Annotated in this window: 13 protein-coding genes; 7 read left to right on the top strand and 6 right to left on the bottom strand. The window is 27.6% G+C overall.

The window, feature by feature from the left end; all coding sequences use genetic code 11:
• Positions 1–235: 235 nt before the first annotated feature.
• Together BMUR_RS00530 and BMUR_RS00525 are read left to right on the top strand one after the other, a co-directional pair.
• Positions 236–1,864, top strand: coding sequence for a GldG family protein (locus BMUR_RS00530; protein WP_013112642.1), 1,629 nt, complete (start codon positions 236–238; stop codon positions 1,862–1,864).
• Positions 1,865–1,908: 44 nt separating this feature from the next.
• The gene (locus BMUR_RS00525) at positions 1,909–3,189 is read left to right on the top strand and encodes an oligosaccharide flippase family protein (RefSeq protein ID WP_013112641.1); all 1,281 of its coding nucleotides are present in this window, start codon (positions 1,909–1,911) and stop codon (positions 3,187–3,189) included.
• A 47-nt stretch (positions 3,190–3,236) separates the two neighbouring features.
• On the opposite strand, the gene BMUR_RS15220 is transcribed toward BMUR_RS00525, so the two are convergent.
• The 6 genes from BMUR_RS15220 to BMUR_RS00500 all read right to left on the bottom strand — a co-directional run bounded on the left by BMUR_RS15220 (position 3,237) and on the right by BMUR_RS00500 (position 7,351).
• Positions 3,237–3,398 carry an ankyrin repeat domain-containing protein gene (locus tag BMUR_RS15220; protein WP_244833474.1) on the bottom strand — a complete coding sequence of 54 codons (162 nt, stop codon included), beginning with the start codon at positions 3,396–3,398 and terminating at the stop codon, positions 3,237–3,239.
• A 53-nt stretch (positions 3,399–3,451) separates the two neighbouring features.
• On the bottom strand, positions 3,452–3,910 hold the full coding sequence (locus BMUR_RS14395; RefSeq protein WP_187287618.1) for an ankyrin repeat domain-containing protein: 459 nt from the start codon (positions 3,908–3,910) through the stop codon (positions 3,452–3,454).
• A 247-nt stretch (positions 3,911–4,157) separates the two neighbouring features.
• Positions 4,158–4,850, bottom strand: a complete 693-nt coding sequence (locus BMUR_RS00515; RefSeq protein ID WP_013112640.1) for an ankyrin repeat domain-containing protein — start codon at positions 4,848–4,850, stop codon at positions 4,158–4,160.
• A gap of 150 nt (positions 4,851–5,000) precedes the next feature.
• On the bottom strand, positions 5,001–5,636 hold the full coding sequence (locus BMUR_RS00510) for a Crp/Fnr family transcriptional regulator (RefSeq protein WP_013112639.1): 636 nt from the start codon (positions 5,634–5,636) through the stop codon (positions 5,001–5,003).
• Positions 5,637–5,657: 21 nt separating this feature from the next.
• Complete coding sequence (locus BMUR_RS00505) at positions 5,658–6,647, bottom strand: cyclic nucleotide-binding domain-containing protein (protein ID WP_013112638.1); 990 nt, start codon at positions 6,645–6,647, stop codon at positions 5,658–5,660.
• A 116-nt stretch (positions 6,648–6,763) separates the two neighbouring features.
• Positions 6,764–7,351: a pyridoxamine 5'-phosphate oxidase family protein gene (locus BMUR_RS00500; RefSeq protein WP_013112637.1), complete on the bottom strand. Its 588-nt coding sequence runs from the start codon at positions 7,349–7,351 to the stop codon at positions 6,764–6,766.
• A gap of 146 nt (positions 7,352–7,497) precedes the next feature.
• Here BMUR_RS00500 and nadE point away from each other — a divergent pair, with 146 nt between their 5' ends.
• From nadE to BMUR_RS00475, 5 genes are all read left to right on the top strand, one after another.
• A complete protein-coding gene (gene nadE, locus BMUR_RS00495) occupies positions 7,498–9,390 on the top strand; it encodes an NAD(+) synthase (protein ID WP_013112636.1) in 1,893 nt (630 codons plus the stop codon).
• A 312-nt stretch (positions 9,391–9,702) separates the two neighbouring features.
• Positions 9,703–11,634, top strand: a complete 1,932-nt coding sequence (locus BMUR_RS00490; RefSeq protein WP_013112635.1) for a methyl-accepting chemotaxis protein — start codon at positions 9,703–9,705, stop codon at positions 11,632–11,634.
• A 24-nt stretch (positions 11,635–11,658) separates the two neighbouring features.
• Entirely contained in the window at positions 11,659–11,922 is a 264-nt protein-coding gene (locus BMUR_RS00485) for a hypothetical protein (RefSeq protein ID WP_013112634.1), read from the top strand.
• Between the two features lie 19 nt (positions 11,923–11,941).
• Positions 11,942–12,310, top strand: coding sequence for a response regulator (locus BMUR_RS00480; RefSeq protein ID WP_013112633.1), 369 nt, complete (start codon positions 11,942–11,944; stop codon positions 12,308–12,310).
• Positions 12,311–12,369: 59 nt separating this feature from the next.
• Positions 12,370–14,478, top strand: a complete 2,109-nt coding sequence (locus BMUR_RS00475; protein ID WP_013112632.1) for a chemotaxis protein CheA — start codon at positions 12,370–12,372, stop codon at positions 14,476–14,478.
• Positions 14,479–14,489: the final 11 nt, after the last annotated feature.

Genomic DNA, 14,489 nt, shown 5'->3' with positions numbered 1-14,489 from the left:
ATTAATAATAGAGTGATTTTTAAATTATTTCAATATAAAAAGATTTATACTAGATTTTAAAGCTATGTATTATTTTATACATTTTATATAAAAAATATTTTTATATAAAAAATTATAGAATAGCCGATAATCTCTTAGAACAAGTATAACTAAACATAACTATTGAAATTTATAATTAGTTATATATAATACTTATTCAAATTATTAAAAATTATAGAAAATGGATTATTATTAGATGTCAAATAAAAAGTTTAATTTAAGAATTTTAACTATAGCTTCATGGGTATTATTATTTTTTGCTTGGATTTTCTTTTATGCTGTAACTCAAAGACCTACCACAGTTTTTTGGATTGTACTTGCAGTATCAGCTGTTATAACTATTATTACAATAGTAGTAGACAGAAAATATATAATATCTTTCTTAAAAATGCGTTTTGTGCATAAAGCTTTTTTTGGAATATTATCTTTAGTTATAGTTTTAGCTATATTAGTAGGGCTTTATATTATAAGTATAAACTTCCCTATAAGGTTTGATATGACACAGAACAAATCATATACAATATCTCAGCAAACTACTGATGTATTATCCAGAATAGATAGTCCTCTTTCTATAGTTGTATTAAGATCTCCAAGTACAGACCCTACTTCACCAGATTGGAGAGCTGATTTGCTGCTTGAACAATATAAAAGAATCAATAAACATATATCCGTTGAATATATTAATCCTATAGAAAAACCTTCAGCTAAAAGTAAATATCAAATGACTCAGGTTGGAGAAATAGTATTTACTTACGGACAAAGCAAACAAGTAAGAGTGTACAGAAAAGATTTAACTACTCAGTCAAAAGTTACTTCAGACCCTCTATTTGTAGGAGAAGAAAAATTTACTCAGGCAATATATACATTACTTGATAATGAATCATATGTTATATATTTCACTGTAGGACATGGAGAAAGACAAATACAGGACAGAGGCGGAGAAGGCTTATCTTATGTTAAAACTTATTTGGAAAATGAAAATTATAAAGTAAGAGAATTAAATATTATACTTGAAAATATACCTACAGATGCTGCTTTAATAGTGATAGCGGCACCAGTTGAAACATTCAGCGATTTTGAAATAGAAAAATTAAATAACTATGTAAAAACCGGCGGTAAATTATTAGTATTATATGACAGCTTTATGGACAGAAGCAGATTTAACAGCAATTTGGGAGGCTTTTTATCAGATTGGGGATTTAAAACTAAAAATGACTATATAATAGATACTGCTTCAAGTGTTGTTATACCGGTTAATATAGTGCCTCAATACACTTCGCACCCTATAACTCAGACACTAAAAGAAGGAAATGTATTTGCCTGCTTAGTTGTAGCAAGAAGTATATTAAGCGGTGAAAATAAATATAACGGCAGCTTTGAAAACATAATTACAACTACACCTCAAGGTTATGGAAAAGAAGAGGCTACATTCGATTTATCAAGAGCGAGATTCAATCCAAGAACGGATATACCGGGTCCTGTGCCTTTGGCTATAAGCGGTACTTATGAAATAGAAGGCAGAAAAGAACCTGCAAGAATAGTTGTATTTGGTGATGCAACATTTGCTTTGAATGCATATATTAATCCAGAGCAAGGTCAGTCTGTAGATATAGCATTTGCTGGTAATAAGGACTTATTTATGAATAGTGTTGCTTATCTATTAGAAGCAAGACAGAAAATTACTATAAGACCTAAAGAAGCAAGCATAAAAAATCTTACTCTTACTACTACTCAGACTAACTTTATAAGATATGTTGCTCAAATAGGTTTGCCTTGTTTATTTGGTATACTTGGTATATTGATATGGTTCTTAAGAAGAAGATAATTTAAGATAAAGTTTTAATAAAGGTAAATTAAAGTTAATATAATATGAACATAATAAAAACATTATACAAAAAATATTCATATTATATTAACTATGCATTATTAGTATTTATAAACGGTATTGCAAGCGTATTAAATTATATATCATCAATTTATATTAACAGAAGTTTATCAATATCAGATTTTGCTCATTACAATGGTATAATAAATATATATTCTATAATAGTTTTAACAGTATCTAGTTTTAGTTATTATATAATGCATCATTACAAATATGATGAAGATGCACGCACTTATTGGGCTTACGGATATATTATTGCAATTATAATATCTATTCTTTATATAGTGTCAATACCTTTAATAGATATACTTTTCAATATAAAAAGCTACCCCTCTCTTCTTATAATGTCTGTTGGTATATTTGTTACTATTTTGGGTATAGTTTCTCAGTCCATACTAAAAATTAATAATTATATAGCATATGATTATACTGCAAGCCTTATAGCAATATTTATATCAAAAATACTTTTACTAGCCTATTTTATTATAACAGGGCTTACTTTGGAAAAGGCTATTATTAGTGTGGCATTATTTTGTGTATTATATTTTATTATCAATATAATAGAATTAAAAAAACTTAATCTCCCCTACTTCGTACCATTAAATAAAATAAAAATGTATTTCTCAAAACAAAATCTATATATATTTTTAAGTTATATAATTCACATTGTTATTGTAAACTTTATATTTAATTGGATATCTTTAAGCGATGTACTTATGGCAAACAGATATTTGGATAAAACAAGTGCAGGGTACTACTCTACCATGTCATTAATAATAAAAATGTTTTTCTATATAGGCACTCCAATAGCTTCAGTAATGTTTTCTTATATACTAATAGCAAAAAAGGATAATAATAAAAATAAAGAAAGCAAAATACTTTATTATTCTATTCTTTTGTTGGTGTTTGCATCTCTTTGTTTATCAGTATTTTTAATAGTATTTGCAAAACAAATTATACTTATACAGTTTACAAGCAGATATGAGGCTATTATACCATTAGTACCTACAGCGGTTATTTTTGGTTTTTCTTTAGCTTTTACAGTGCTTACATTTAATTACGGGCTTGCTTATAGATTATGGTATCCTTTCTATGGTTATTTAATTATATTCGTATATGTGTATTTTTCACTTAGAAACGGACTTAGAACTTTTGAAAATTTTATATTTGTAATGAAAATATTTTTTATAGCTTTGCTTATATACAATATTTTAATTATATTAATACATAGAATAATATTAAAAACTAATGAAAAACTAAAATAAAAATAGTAATTTAAAAAATATTATAAAGCTAGTTATAAAAATTATTTTTAGAAGCTGCCGCCTTTTTCAGAAATCAACTTCATTATTTTACTATTATTTTTAGTTATTGCATAATATAATGCTGTGTTTCCATCTTTATCTTTAGCATTAAGATCAGCTCCAGCTTTTATTAATAACTCAGCTACTTCTGTATCTACGTTAAATGTCAAAGGAGTAAAATCTTTTAAATATAATCCATTTGTATTGAATGATACTTTTGTATTTACATCAGATTTTTTTCTATAAGCATTTTTGATAAATCTGTTTTCTCACGCTGTATAGCATGTATCAAAGCTGTAAATCCGGCATTGTCTTTTATATTAACATTAGCACCTTTTTCTATTAGCATCTCCGCTATTTCATATTGACCATAAATAATAGATAATATTAAAGGTGTAGCACAGATTTCTTTCTCTTTTTTATTGATATTAGCACCTTTTTTTATTAGTATCTCTGCTATTTCATATTGCTTATAGATAATAGATAACATCAAAGGTGTAATGCCATCTATAATATCTAAATTTACATTGGTTTTTTTATTATTTAAAAAATATAAAACTTCTTCTCTATCACCATTTGCTATATATGATACAAATTCTTTTTCATCTTTATTAAGCTCTGGATACAAAGTATTAAAACTAAATAAAGCATACAATATTGCCATAAATACAATTTTTTTCATATAAATCTCTTTAATAAAAATATTTATATATAATATATTAATGGTATTGTTTGTCAATATCATTATGCTTGTTTCAATTTTATAATTTTATGCAGTATGGAAAAATAACAATATATAAAAATACCTTATTTATAATGTAAAAAAGCAAACAAAGTATTCTTCCTATACGCCATACTTGACAGTACTTAGAGGCACTATGTTTGCTTCGTATTTGTACTCTTCACAATTATAATAAAATTACTTTTTATTAATTAGCACCTTTTTGAATGAGCAGCTGCTCTATTTTAGAATTATTTTTCTCTCTTGCATAATCCAATGCGGTTTTTCCGTCTTTATCTTTAGCATTGATATCTGCCCCAGATTCTATTAACAACTCAGCTACTTCTGTATTATCAGTAATAATAAACCACATTAAAGGTGCAGCATTTTCTAATTTTATATCTCCATTTTTACAAGATAATTTAAGATTAATATCAGCACCAGCATTTATTAATAATTTTGCTATTTCTTTATCTTGGTTAAGTATTAAAGGAGTAAAATTTTTCATATATACTCCATTTTCATTTAATGAAGTTTTTATATTGACATCAGCTTTTTTTTCTATAAGTATTTTTGATATTTCTGTTCTATTATACATTATAGAATGTATTAGAGCGGTAAATCCAGACTTGTCTTTTACATTGATATTAGCACCTTTTTCTATGAGCATTTTAGATATTTCATCTTGTTTATAAATGATAGAAAACATTAATGGTGTCAGACCATCTTCTATTCTGCCACTTATATCAACTTTTTTATCATTTATAAGCTCTAAAACCCCTTCGCTGTCACCAGATGCTATATACAATAATAATTGTGCTGCATTTTCAGCTTTTCCAGAATATAAAGCATTAAAACTAAATAAAGTATACAATACTGCCATTAATACAATTTTTTTCATATAAACCTCTTTAATAAAAATATTTTACATATAGTACATTAATTATATTATTTTGTCAATATGATTATTTGTAATTAACATAGCATTTTTAAGGAATAAAAAAGCCGATAACTAAAAGTTACCAGCTTTTTATAAATAAAGTTTATTAACTTATGATTTTTTTCTTTTTAAGTCAATTTGTCTTTGAATTTCCTTTAAGTTTTTAACGTAAATTGTATTAGTTCTTATATCAATTTTACCTGTTTTTACCAAAGAGTTTAAAACTTTTTGAACATCATTAACTTTAACACCGCACCAGTTAGCAATATCATTAATAGTGGCATTTAATTCCTGAGGCTCATAATAATGATCTCTAGGTATATTCTGAAGTTCTGCTAATAATAGAAGACAGTCATAAACTCTTAAATCAGTTTCATTTAATTGAAGTATTAAAAGCCTTCTTTTAGCATCAAATATTCTTTTTGCGAACATTTTTGAAAGTTTAAGAGCCATAGCAGTATTATTTGCTAATATTGATTGGAAGTTCTCTTTTCTTAGTTCTAGTAAAACAGTAGGTTCATTTGCTATTGCAGAAGCACTTCTAGTAGTATCTTCTAATATAGCCATTTCTCCGAAAAAATCCCCCGGATAAACTATGTCTAATAATTTTTCAACATCTTTTATAACCTTAGTAATTTTTACAGATCCGCTTTGAACCATATAAAATTTGTCGCCTTTTTCATATTCTAAAAATATAACATCATCTGTATTGTATTTCTTTGTATGTGAAGATAAATTATTATCCATAATTAATTCCTTATTAAAAAATTATAATCTTGAAACGCTTGCATTAGCTTCTTTAGAAAAATTATCCATAGGAGGCATAGAAATAACCTTTTGATAATATGCTTTAGCTTTAGTTTTATCCCCCTTAGCTTCGCAAGTTTTAGCTAAAAATAAAATAGCCTCTTTAACATTTGAAGATTTAGGATATTTTTTTATTGCTGATAAAAGCACTGTAGAAGCATTATCATATTTATTTAAATTATAATAGCATTTACCCATATAAAACATAGAATTCTCAGCTACAGCAGCATTAGAACTTTTAAGCAGAGTATTAAATGTTTTTATAGAATTAACATAATTATTACTATTATATAATTCAACAGCTTTATTGTAAACAGGATCATTAACAGCAGTTTGTGCCTGGGCAGCAGTTTTTTCAGCAGAAGATACTTCTGAATTTGGAGGAGCTATATCGCTGTCATCTGTTATATCAAGCTCATCTTTACATTCTTCTATTTTTTCTTTTACTGTATTATAATATGTAGAATCTTCATCAGCATATTGCAGGTATCTTTTATAGGCATAAAGTGCATTTTTATACTTTTTATTTTTGAAATAGAACTCTCCTATATTATACAATCCTTCTAAAGGATCAGGAGCTTCATCATTAATATCATTTTCTACAAGTTCTCTAACTCTTTTATTTATTCTTCTAAGCTGATTAGAAAATACTTTGAGCATTTTTATGATAATAGGCTTATTTTTTGCTATTAAACTTTCAAACTCTTCGTATGTAATTATAATAACAACACAATCAGTCAAACATTGAACAGTATCTTCCTGCGGATATGTTCCAAGTATACTTTTTACACCGAAAAACTCTCCTATATTGATAAGTTCTCTAGTTTCATACCCTGTTTCCTCTGACAAAAATATGCTTTGAGCCTGACCTTGTTTTAATATATAAACTCTATCTGAAGTATCTCCTGTAAAATATACTATGGAACCTGCTTTATATACTCTTGTTTGCATTAGTTTGTCCTCAATTAATTTTTATTTATAATGAAATAATTATTATAATATAAAAGAGATAGTTTTTTATTCGGTTTTATTCTATCACTTATAATACTTTTTTCAAGTTATTTTTTTCATTTTCTCATTTTATTTATCATCTCTATTGTATCTATGTCTATTTTTTCAGCCCTTGTTTTTAGGTCTTTAATTATCATTTTTATCTCATCATCTGTCATATTCTGACCGAATTTTGCCTTTGCAGTGATATTTTTAATATTTATAACTCCTATTAACATATTATTCTGAGCATAGTTAAACATTTTATTGTCTATTGATAGATTATTATTATTAGGCTCATATTTTTTTACCAATTCATATAATATATTTCTTCTCTCTTCTATATCATTTATACTTTCAAATCTTCCTTCAGCAAATATCGAGAAAAAAAATTGAGTAGGAATCATATTATTATTCATGAATGATGATGGTATATAAGAATATAGTTTTGATGCGGTAAATGAAACTTCGGGATTATTTTTTAAAATTTCGTATTTTCTTCCAGACATAGCCCCATGAAAATATATTTGATTATTTTTGAAGCAAAAACTCACAGGAACAGCATAAGGTATAATATCAGGCAATGCCATAACCCCAAACTCTATACTATTTAACATTTTATCAATCTCATACATATCTTCAAATATGAAGTCCTTTCTTCTCATAATTACCGCCTTGAGTATTTTTAATACAAAATAATAAATTATTTTATTTATTTTTAATATACGGTTTATTGTATTTTTTCTTTATTAATATTATTATAATATTAACATATAATCACAAATTACAGCAAAAATATTGGAGTTTTATTATGAAAATAGCAATATCTCAAATTGAAATAATACCTTCTATGCCATGTGATAATACAGTTAGAATTATAAGTGCCATAAGCAGTGCTAAAAAGAATAATGCTGATATTATAGTATTTCCAGAGTTATGCGTATCTGGATATATGCTTGGGGATATGTGGGAGAGTAAGGGATTTATAAATGAGTGTGAAGAGCTAGGAGAAGAAATTATAAAATCCTCCAATGGAATATATGTTATTTTTGGTAATGTAGCTTCTGATAAGAGTAAAAAAAATTTTGATGGAAGATTAAGAAAGTATAATGCTTTATTTGCGGCTAAAGACGGTAAATTAATACATAATAATACAACACCCTACCCTTTTATAATAAAATCATTACTTCCTAATTATAAAGAGTTTGAAGACCCAAGACATTTTTTTAGCTTGAAAGATTTGGCCTTTGAAAATAATGCGGATATAAAAGAATATTTAAAACCTTTGGAAATAGAATGTAACGGTGAAAAAATAAAACTAGGACTTACTATATGCGAAGATGCTTGGAGCAGTAATTATTCTTTCTCGCCTATGGATATTATAAACATAAATAAAGATGTTGATTTATTTATAAATATATCAAGTTCCCCTTACACGTTAGTTAAAGATACAAAACGTCATAAGATGTACGGAGAAATTGCAAGTAAACATAATATTCCTCTTGTATATGTTAATAATGTAGGAATACAAAATAATGGAAAAACAGTTTATACATTTGACGGGGGAAGTTCTGTTTATGATAATAATGGTAATTTATTATTAACTGCAAACAGATATGAAGACAATGTATATTATATAGAAATGGATATTAAAAATAAATCATATCCAAAACCTATAGAGATACAGGAAGATGATGAATATAAGTTTATATATGATACAGTAATTTACGGAATAAAAAAATTTACAAAATCAATTGGTGTAAAAAAAATAGTTATAGGAGTATCAGGCGGAATTGATTCTGCATTATCATCAGCTATGTATGTAAGTGCCTTAGGTAAGGATAATGTTTATCTTGTAAATATGCCTAGTAAATTTAATTCTAGTACCACAAAAGATTTAGCTAAAACTTTGGCTGATAATTTAGGCTGTTCATATATGGTTGTTCCTATACAGGAATCTGTTGATTATACTGTAAAGCAATTAGAAAGCTCCCCTATTATAAAAGACGGAAATGAGAATTATTTAAAATTATCATCTTTTGTTATAGAAAATATACAGGCAAGAGATAGATCATCAAGGATATTATCTGCCATTGCAGCAAGTATTGGAGGAGTATTTACATGCAATGCCAATAAGACAGAAACTATGGTTGGATATTCTACTATGTATGGAGACAGTGCAGGATTTTTTGCTTGTTTGGCTGATTTATGGAAGTATCAAATATATGGACTTGCAAAATATGTCAATGAAAAAGTTTTTGGTGAAGAGATTATACCTGAAGGAACTATAAATATTGTACCTAGTGCCGAATTATCAACTGCACAGGCTGTAGATGAAGGCAAAGGCGACCCTATAAAATATGATTATCATGATTATTTATTTAAGTTTTTAATGGAATCATGGAACAGAATTATATTAGAAGATGTTTTGGAATTATATATTAATGATAAATTGGAAGAGGCAATTGGATGCCAAAAAGGTATTTTGAATAAATATTTTACAACAGCACATGATTTTGTAGATGATTTGGAGAAATGGTGGAAACAGTTTATGGGAATGGGAATTACAAAAAGAATACAGGCTCCGCCAATATTAGCAGTCAGCAGAAGAAGTTTTGGTTATGGAAACAGAGAAGCTCAAAACAGGGTATATTATACAGCAAGATATTTGTATTTAAAGAATAAAGTTTTAAGTTTGGATTAAAAAATTATAATTATTTTAATTTTATAGTTTTATAATTATAATTTTTTTATATATTTAATAAACTGATAAGTTAATTTTAATAACTAATTATATTGCAGCAGTAAAATATTTGTATTTATAAACAGAAAATTTTAATTTATATTAAATAAAATATGACAATGATATTATGTAATAGAATATAAAAATTGTTTGATTTTACTGTAAAATTATTGAGTATAGGAATATTTTACTTGCAAAAAGCTATAATAAATGTTATATTTATGTAGTAATTTATTTAAACTCATAAAATTAAGATAATAGGAAATATATACAGTGGGAGTATCTGCTATTATAGATAATAACATACGTCAGGATATCCTAGATTATTCTGCTATTCTTGAAACTACAGTTAAAGATATACATTCTTTCTTGGAAGAAGTAGGCAGAGTATATAGTTTTATCGGCGAAAAATTTCCTATGATAGAACAAGAAATGAAAAACGAAAATGAGAAAGCCAACAGTTTGCTTTCTTATTTTACTAATAAAGAGAAAGGTGAAAAAAACTTTTCAAATGATTTGGAAGAAAACCAAGATGATTTCTTTTTGTCATTTGACAGGATGCAGAATTTTATATCTCAGGATAATGAGCTTTCAGATTCTTTGGTTGAAGATGTAGGTAAAACCAGCAACATAATGGACTCTATAGAGCAGATAAGAATGCTTGCTGACCAGATTAAAGTTTATTCATTAAATGCGATAATAATATCTTCCAAATATGGTGCAGGCGGTAAGGCTTTCGGAGAGATATCTAAAAACATCATAAAAATGTCGGAAACTTCAAATGAACAAGCAGATCAAATGAATAGAATCGGTAAGGAATTGTTCGTAAGATTTGAGTCGTTTAAAACAGAGATATTAAAAACTAATGAATTACAAAGACAAAACTTTACTATTATGCGTGAACAGCTTGATAAAGAGCATAATAATATGGTTAACTCTTTTGCTGTATTTTCTAATATAATATCAAATATTATTTCAAGAGTTGATAATACTTATGATTTTATATTTGAAGTAATGATGGTGCTTCCAAGAGAGGATATTGTAAGGCAACAGACAGAACACATAGTAGAATCAATAAATTCTATAGTTTATGAAAATAGGAACTTTATAGATTATTACGGTTCTCAAGTAGAAAGTATGGATGCTGAAGATTTAGAGAAAACAGAGAATCAAACTTTAGAACATAAATTATTAGATTTGCTTACTTTTGATGATGTTGTTTTAACTTTGATTATAGAAAACTTTAAGTCTATTCATGAAGAAATAAGTTTAACAAACTCTGATATATACAAAAGCCTTAAAGGTTTAAAAGATGCATTGCTTGATATAACTTCAGATAGAACAACAATAGTTGAATATATGATAGGCGGAGAAACAGGAAAATCAGAATTTCCATTTACGGTTTCAGAATCATTATTTAATGAGTATATGGGATTTATAAAACTTTATTTGGAAAATTTTAAGTTATTTTTAACTAATAAATACAGAATATCTGACAGTAATATAGCTATTATTGATTCCATAGAAGAATTAGAAAGTATGTTCTTAGAAACTAAAAATATAGCAAAAACCTTTAACTCAATTAACTTTTTGGCTAAAATAGAGTTGGAAAAAAATAGCGATATATTTAATAATTCTCAGACATTTTCTATAGAGAGTGTTGAATCTATAGCTACTAATATAACCGATACAGTAGATGCATGTTTGGAGCAGTTTCATAATATTAAGGCGGCAATATTCAGTTCTATTAATAAATTTAAGTCTAATATTAATCAGCAGTCTACTGAACACACATTTATAGAATCTATGACAGAAAGTGTAAGTAAACGTTTAGATGAGTCTAAATATATTATTAATAATAACATAAAAAGACTTGATAGTTATGCTGATGAATTATTTGGTCTTATAGATAAAACTTTAATAGATTTAAGTTCTTTGAGTACTTTGCTTACAAAAATTAATGAAATAATAGAAATTTTTAATAGCATGAGAAATGTTATAAGAAATAAGAAAAATGAATATTATAAATTATTGGGTATAGAAAACTGGAAAATAGAAAGTGATAAATATTTGGATATAGTAAATTCATATACAATTAAGAAAGAAAGAGCTATAGCAAACAGCATTTTGTCTGGAGAAGAAGCTCCAAATGTCGATATAAATATAGATGTTGGTGCAGATAGCGGTGATTTTACTATGTTTTAATAAAAGTAATGGAGGTGTTTTTTTATGGCAGTTATAGAAATAAGCGACAATCTTAATATAAGGACTATGAGTAAATATTTTAAGAATGTCATCAAAAGTGCAAATTACAATGAAGATATTACTGTAAAGTTTAATTGCGAAGGTCCTGCTCATGTGGATTTGGCAGGTCTGCAAATATTGTATGCTATGAAAAAAGAGCTTGCGAAAAATCAAAAAAACCTTATAGTAGAAGGAATGGATAATTTATTTGTAGAGTATTTAAATATAATTAACGATAAAAATAATTAATGATATAAGAGGTTAAAGTATGGCTAAAACAATACTAATTGTAGACGATTCAAATACAGCTAGAGCATCTGTTGAATATACCTTGAAAAAGGGCAGTTATACTGTAGTGTCTGCAGATGACGGTACTACAGGTCTAGAGGTACTAGGTAAAACCCCAAATGTTGATATGATAATAACTGACCTTAATATGCCTAAAATGGACGGTATAGAGTTTATTAAGCATGTAAGACAGGTAGATCAACATAAATATACCCCTATTCTTATGCTTACAACAGAATCTCAAGATGAGAAAAAAATGGAGGGGAAGGCTGCAGGAGCTAGCGGTTGGCTAGTAAAGCCATTTAACCCAACTCAGCTTTTGGACGTTGTTAAACGTTTTTTGAATTAATTTTCCAACCATCTTATTATGATATAATAAGGATTTTATTAAAGATAGAGGTGTAATACATGTTTGATAGTGATGAATTTATTTCCATATTCTTAAGTGAAGCTAAAGAAATCGTAGAAGGTTTAGAAAATGATTTAGTTTTATTAGAGGATAATAAAAGCGATGAAGATCTTTTGAATAAAATATTCAGAAGTGCCCATACTCTAAAATCTTCAGCTGGTACAGTTGGCTTCACTACTATGAGTGAGTTAAACCATGTAGCTGAAAATTTATTAGAAAAAGTAAGAAGCGGTAAATTGGATGTAACACCGCAAATGATAACAGTACTTCTTGAGTTTTTAGATACTGTAAAACTTATGCTTCAAAATATTGTAGACGGCAAAAGTGAAACAGATGGTGTTACGAATATAGATTCATTAAAAGCTAAGATCAAGGCTATAGCTGATGGAAATGATCCTGCTGCTGTTGCAACTCCAAAGCCTGAAGAAAAAAAAGAAGAAGCTCCTAAAGCTGAAAAAGAAGATACTTCTTCAAGCAGCAGTGGTTCTAATTCTTTTCATATTGATATGGGATTTAAAGCTACTATTTTTGATAATGGTATAGACCCTCTTATGTTTTTAAATGATCTTAGAGCTATAGGTACTATTAGTAATTTAAAAATAGAATGTAATAATTTACCTACTATTTTAAATCTTGAAGATCCTTATGTATGTTATACCCAATTTTCTTTAGATTTTGATACTAATGCTCCAGATGAACAGGTGCAGAATATTTTCCTATTTGTAATAGATGATAATGATATTAATATCGTAAATACAAAAGCAGATATCAAAGATGATGATGAAGATAAACCTGCAGAAACTGCTCCTGTTAAAGAAGAGGAAACTCCTAAAGCAGAAGAAGCTCCTAAACCTGCAGAACCTACTAATAATGCTGCTGCCGCTAACACTGCTCAGCCGCATAAAGCAGCAAAAGTTCAAGCTCCTTCAACAGTTAGAGTTGATACAAGAAAACTTGATAGTTTAATGAACCTTATTGGAGAGCTTGTTATAGCTCAGTCAAGAATAATGCAGCTCACTCAAAGTTTGGATATCGATAACGGATTAAAAGAAGCTGTTAGCTCTATGGATAGAACCTCTAGGCAAATTCAGGAAGAAGTTATGAATATTAGGATGATGCCTATAGGTCCTATATTCAATCAGTTCCATAGATATGTTAGAGACTTAAACTTAGAATTACATAAAGAAGTAAAGCTAGTATTGAAGGGTGAAAGCACTGAAATAGATAAAAATATGCTTGAACAGTTATCGGACCCTCTTAAACATATGATTAGAAATTCTATGGACCATGGTATAGAAAAAACAAAAGAAGAGAGAATAGCAAGAGGTAAACCTGAATATGGTACTATAACAATGTCTGCTGCTCACCAAGAAGGACATGTTGTTATAGAAGTAGCTGATGACGGAAATGGATTAAATAAAGAAAAAATATTTAAAAAAGCTGTAGAAAAAGGTCTTCTTTCTAAAGATGGAAAATATTCTGATATAGAAATATTTAGAACTATATTTGCTCCCGGTGTTTCAACTGCAGACAAAATTACTGACATATCTGGAAGAGGTGTTGGTATGGACGTTGTTAGAGCTAATGTTGAAAAGATGAAAGGTAAAATAGAAATAAAATCTACAGAAGGAAAAGGCAGTACTTTTATAGTAAAACTTCCTCTAACATTGGCCATTATTGAAGGTATAACATTTGCTTTAGGTAAACAAATATATATTATGCCTCTTATTTCTATTATTGAACAAATAAAAGTAAAAAATGAACAGGTAAAACCTTTTGAAGGTAAAGGCGAGATGATAAAAATCAGAGAAGAATATTTGCCTTTAATAAGACTTCATAAAGTATTTGAAATAGATACTCAGGTTGAAAATATAGAGGATGGTATAGTTGTTGTTGTAGAAGCTGGCTATAGAAAATGTGCTATATTTGTTGATGAACTTTTGGATCAGCAGCAGGTAGTTATTAAGTCTTTAGATTCGGCATTTGATAAACATGCAGGTATAGCTGGAGGTACTATTCTTGGAGACGGTAAAATAGCTCTTATTATAGATATACAGGGCTTAGTTAATATGTCTTTACAAGGCAAAATAAATAATGGTGTAAAATAAAGGATTGTAAT

This window comes from Brachyspira murdochii DSM 12563, from assembly GCF_000092845.1.
Taxonomy (GTDB): Bacteria; Spirochaetota; Brachyspiria; order Brachyspirales; family Brachyspiraceae; genus Brachyspira; species Brachyspira murdochii.
The sequence above is the reverse complement of the archived record's forward strand: the minus strand, read 5'-3'. Positions and strand labels throughout refer to the sequence as shown.

What these genes read in the sequence shown, in the direction of transcription:
- BMUR_RS00515 (WP_013112640.1), bottom strand. Translation starts at nt 4,850, where the DNA reads ATGAAAAAAATTGTATTAATGGCAGTATTGTATACTTTATTTAGTTTT.
- BMUR_RS00485 (WP_013112634.1), top strand. Translation starts at nt 11,659, where the DNA reads ATGGCAGTTATAGAAATAAGCGACAATCTTAATATAAGGACTATGAGT.
- BMUR_RS14395 (WP_187287618.1), bottom strand. Translation starts at nt 3,910, where the DNA reads ATGAAAAAAATTGTATTTATGGCAATATTGTATGCTTTATTTAGTTTT.
- nadE (WP_013112636.1), top strand. Translation starts at nt 7,498, where the DNA reads ATGAAAATAGCAATATCTCAAATTGAAATAATACCTTCTATGCCATGT.
- BMUR_RS00480 (WP_013112633.1), top strand. Translation starts at nt 11,942, where the DNA reads ATGGCTAAAACAATACTAATTGTAGACGATTCAAATACAGCTAGAGCA.
- BMUR_RS00505 (WP_013112638.1), bottom strand. Translation starts at nt 6,647, where the DNA reads ATGCAAACAAGAGTATATAAAGCAGGTTCCATAGTATATTTTACAGGA.
- BMUR_RS00525 (WP_013112641.1), top strand. Translation starts at nt 1,909, where the DNA reads ATGAACATAATAAAAACATTATACAAAAAATATTCATATTATATTAAC.
- BMUR_RS00510 (WP_013112639.1), bottom strand. Translation starts at nt 5,636, where the DNA reads ATGGATAATAATTTATCTTCACATACAAAGAAATACAATACAGATGAT.
- BMUR_RS00475 (WP_013112632.1), top strand. Translation starts at nt 12,370, where the DNA reads ATGTTTGATAGTGATGAATTTATTTCCATATTCTTAAGTGAAGCTAAA.
- BMUR_RS00530 (WP_013112642.1), top strand. Translation starts at nt 236, where the DNA reads ATGTCAAATAAAAAGTTTAATTTAAGAATTTTAACTATAGCTTCATGG.
- BMUR_RS00500 (WP_013112637.1), bottom strand. Translation starts at nt 7,351, where the DNA reads ATGAGAAGAAAGGACTTCATATTTGAAGATATGTATGAGATTGATAAA.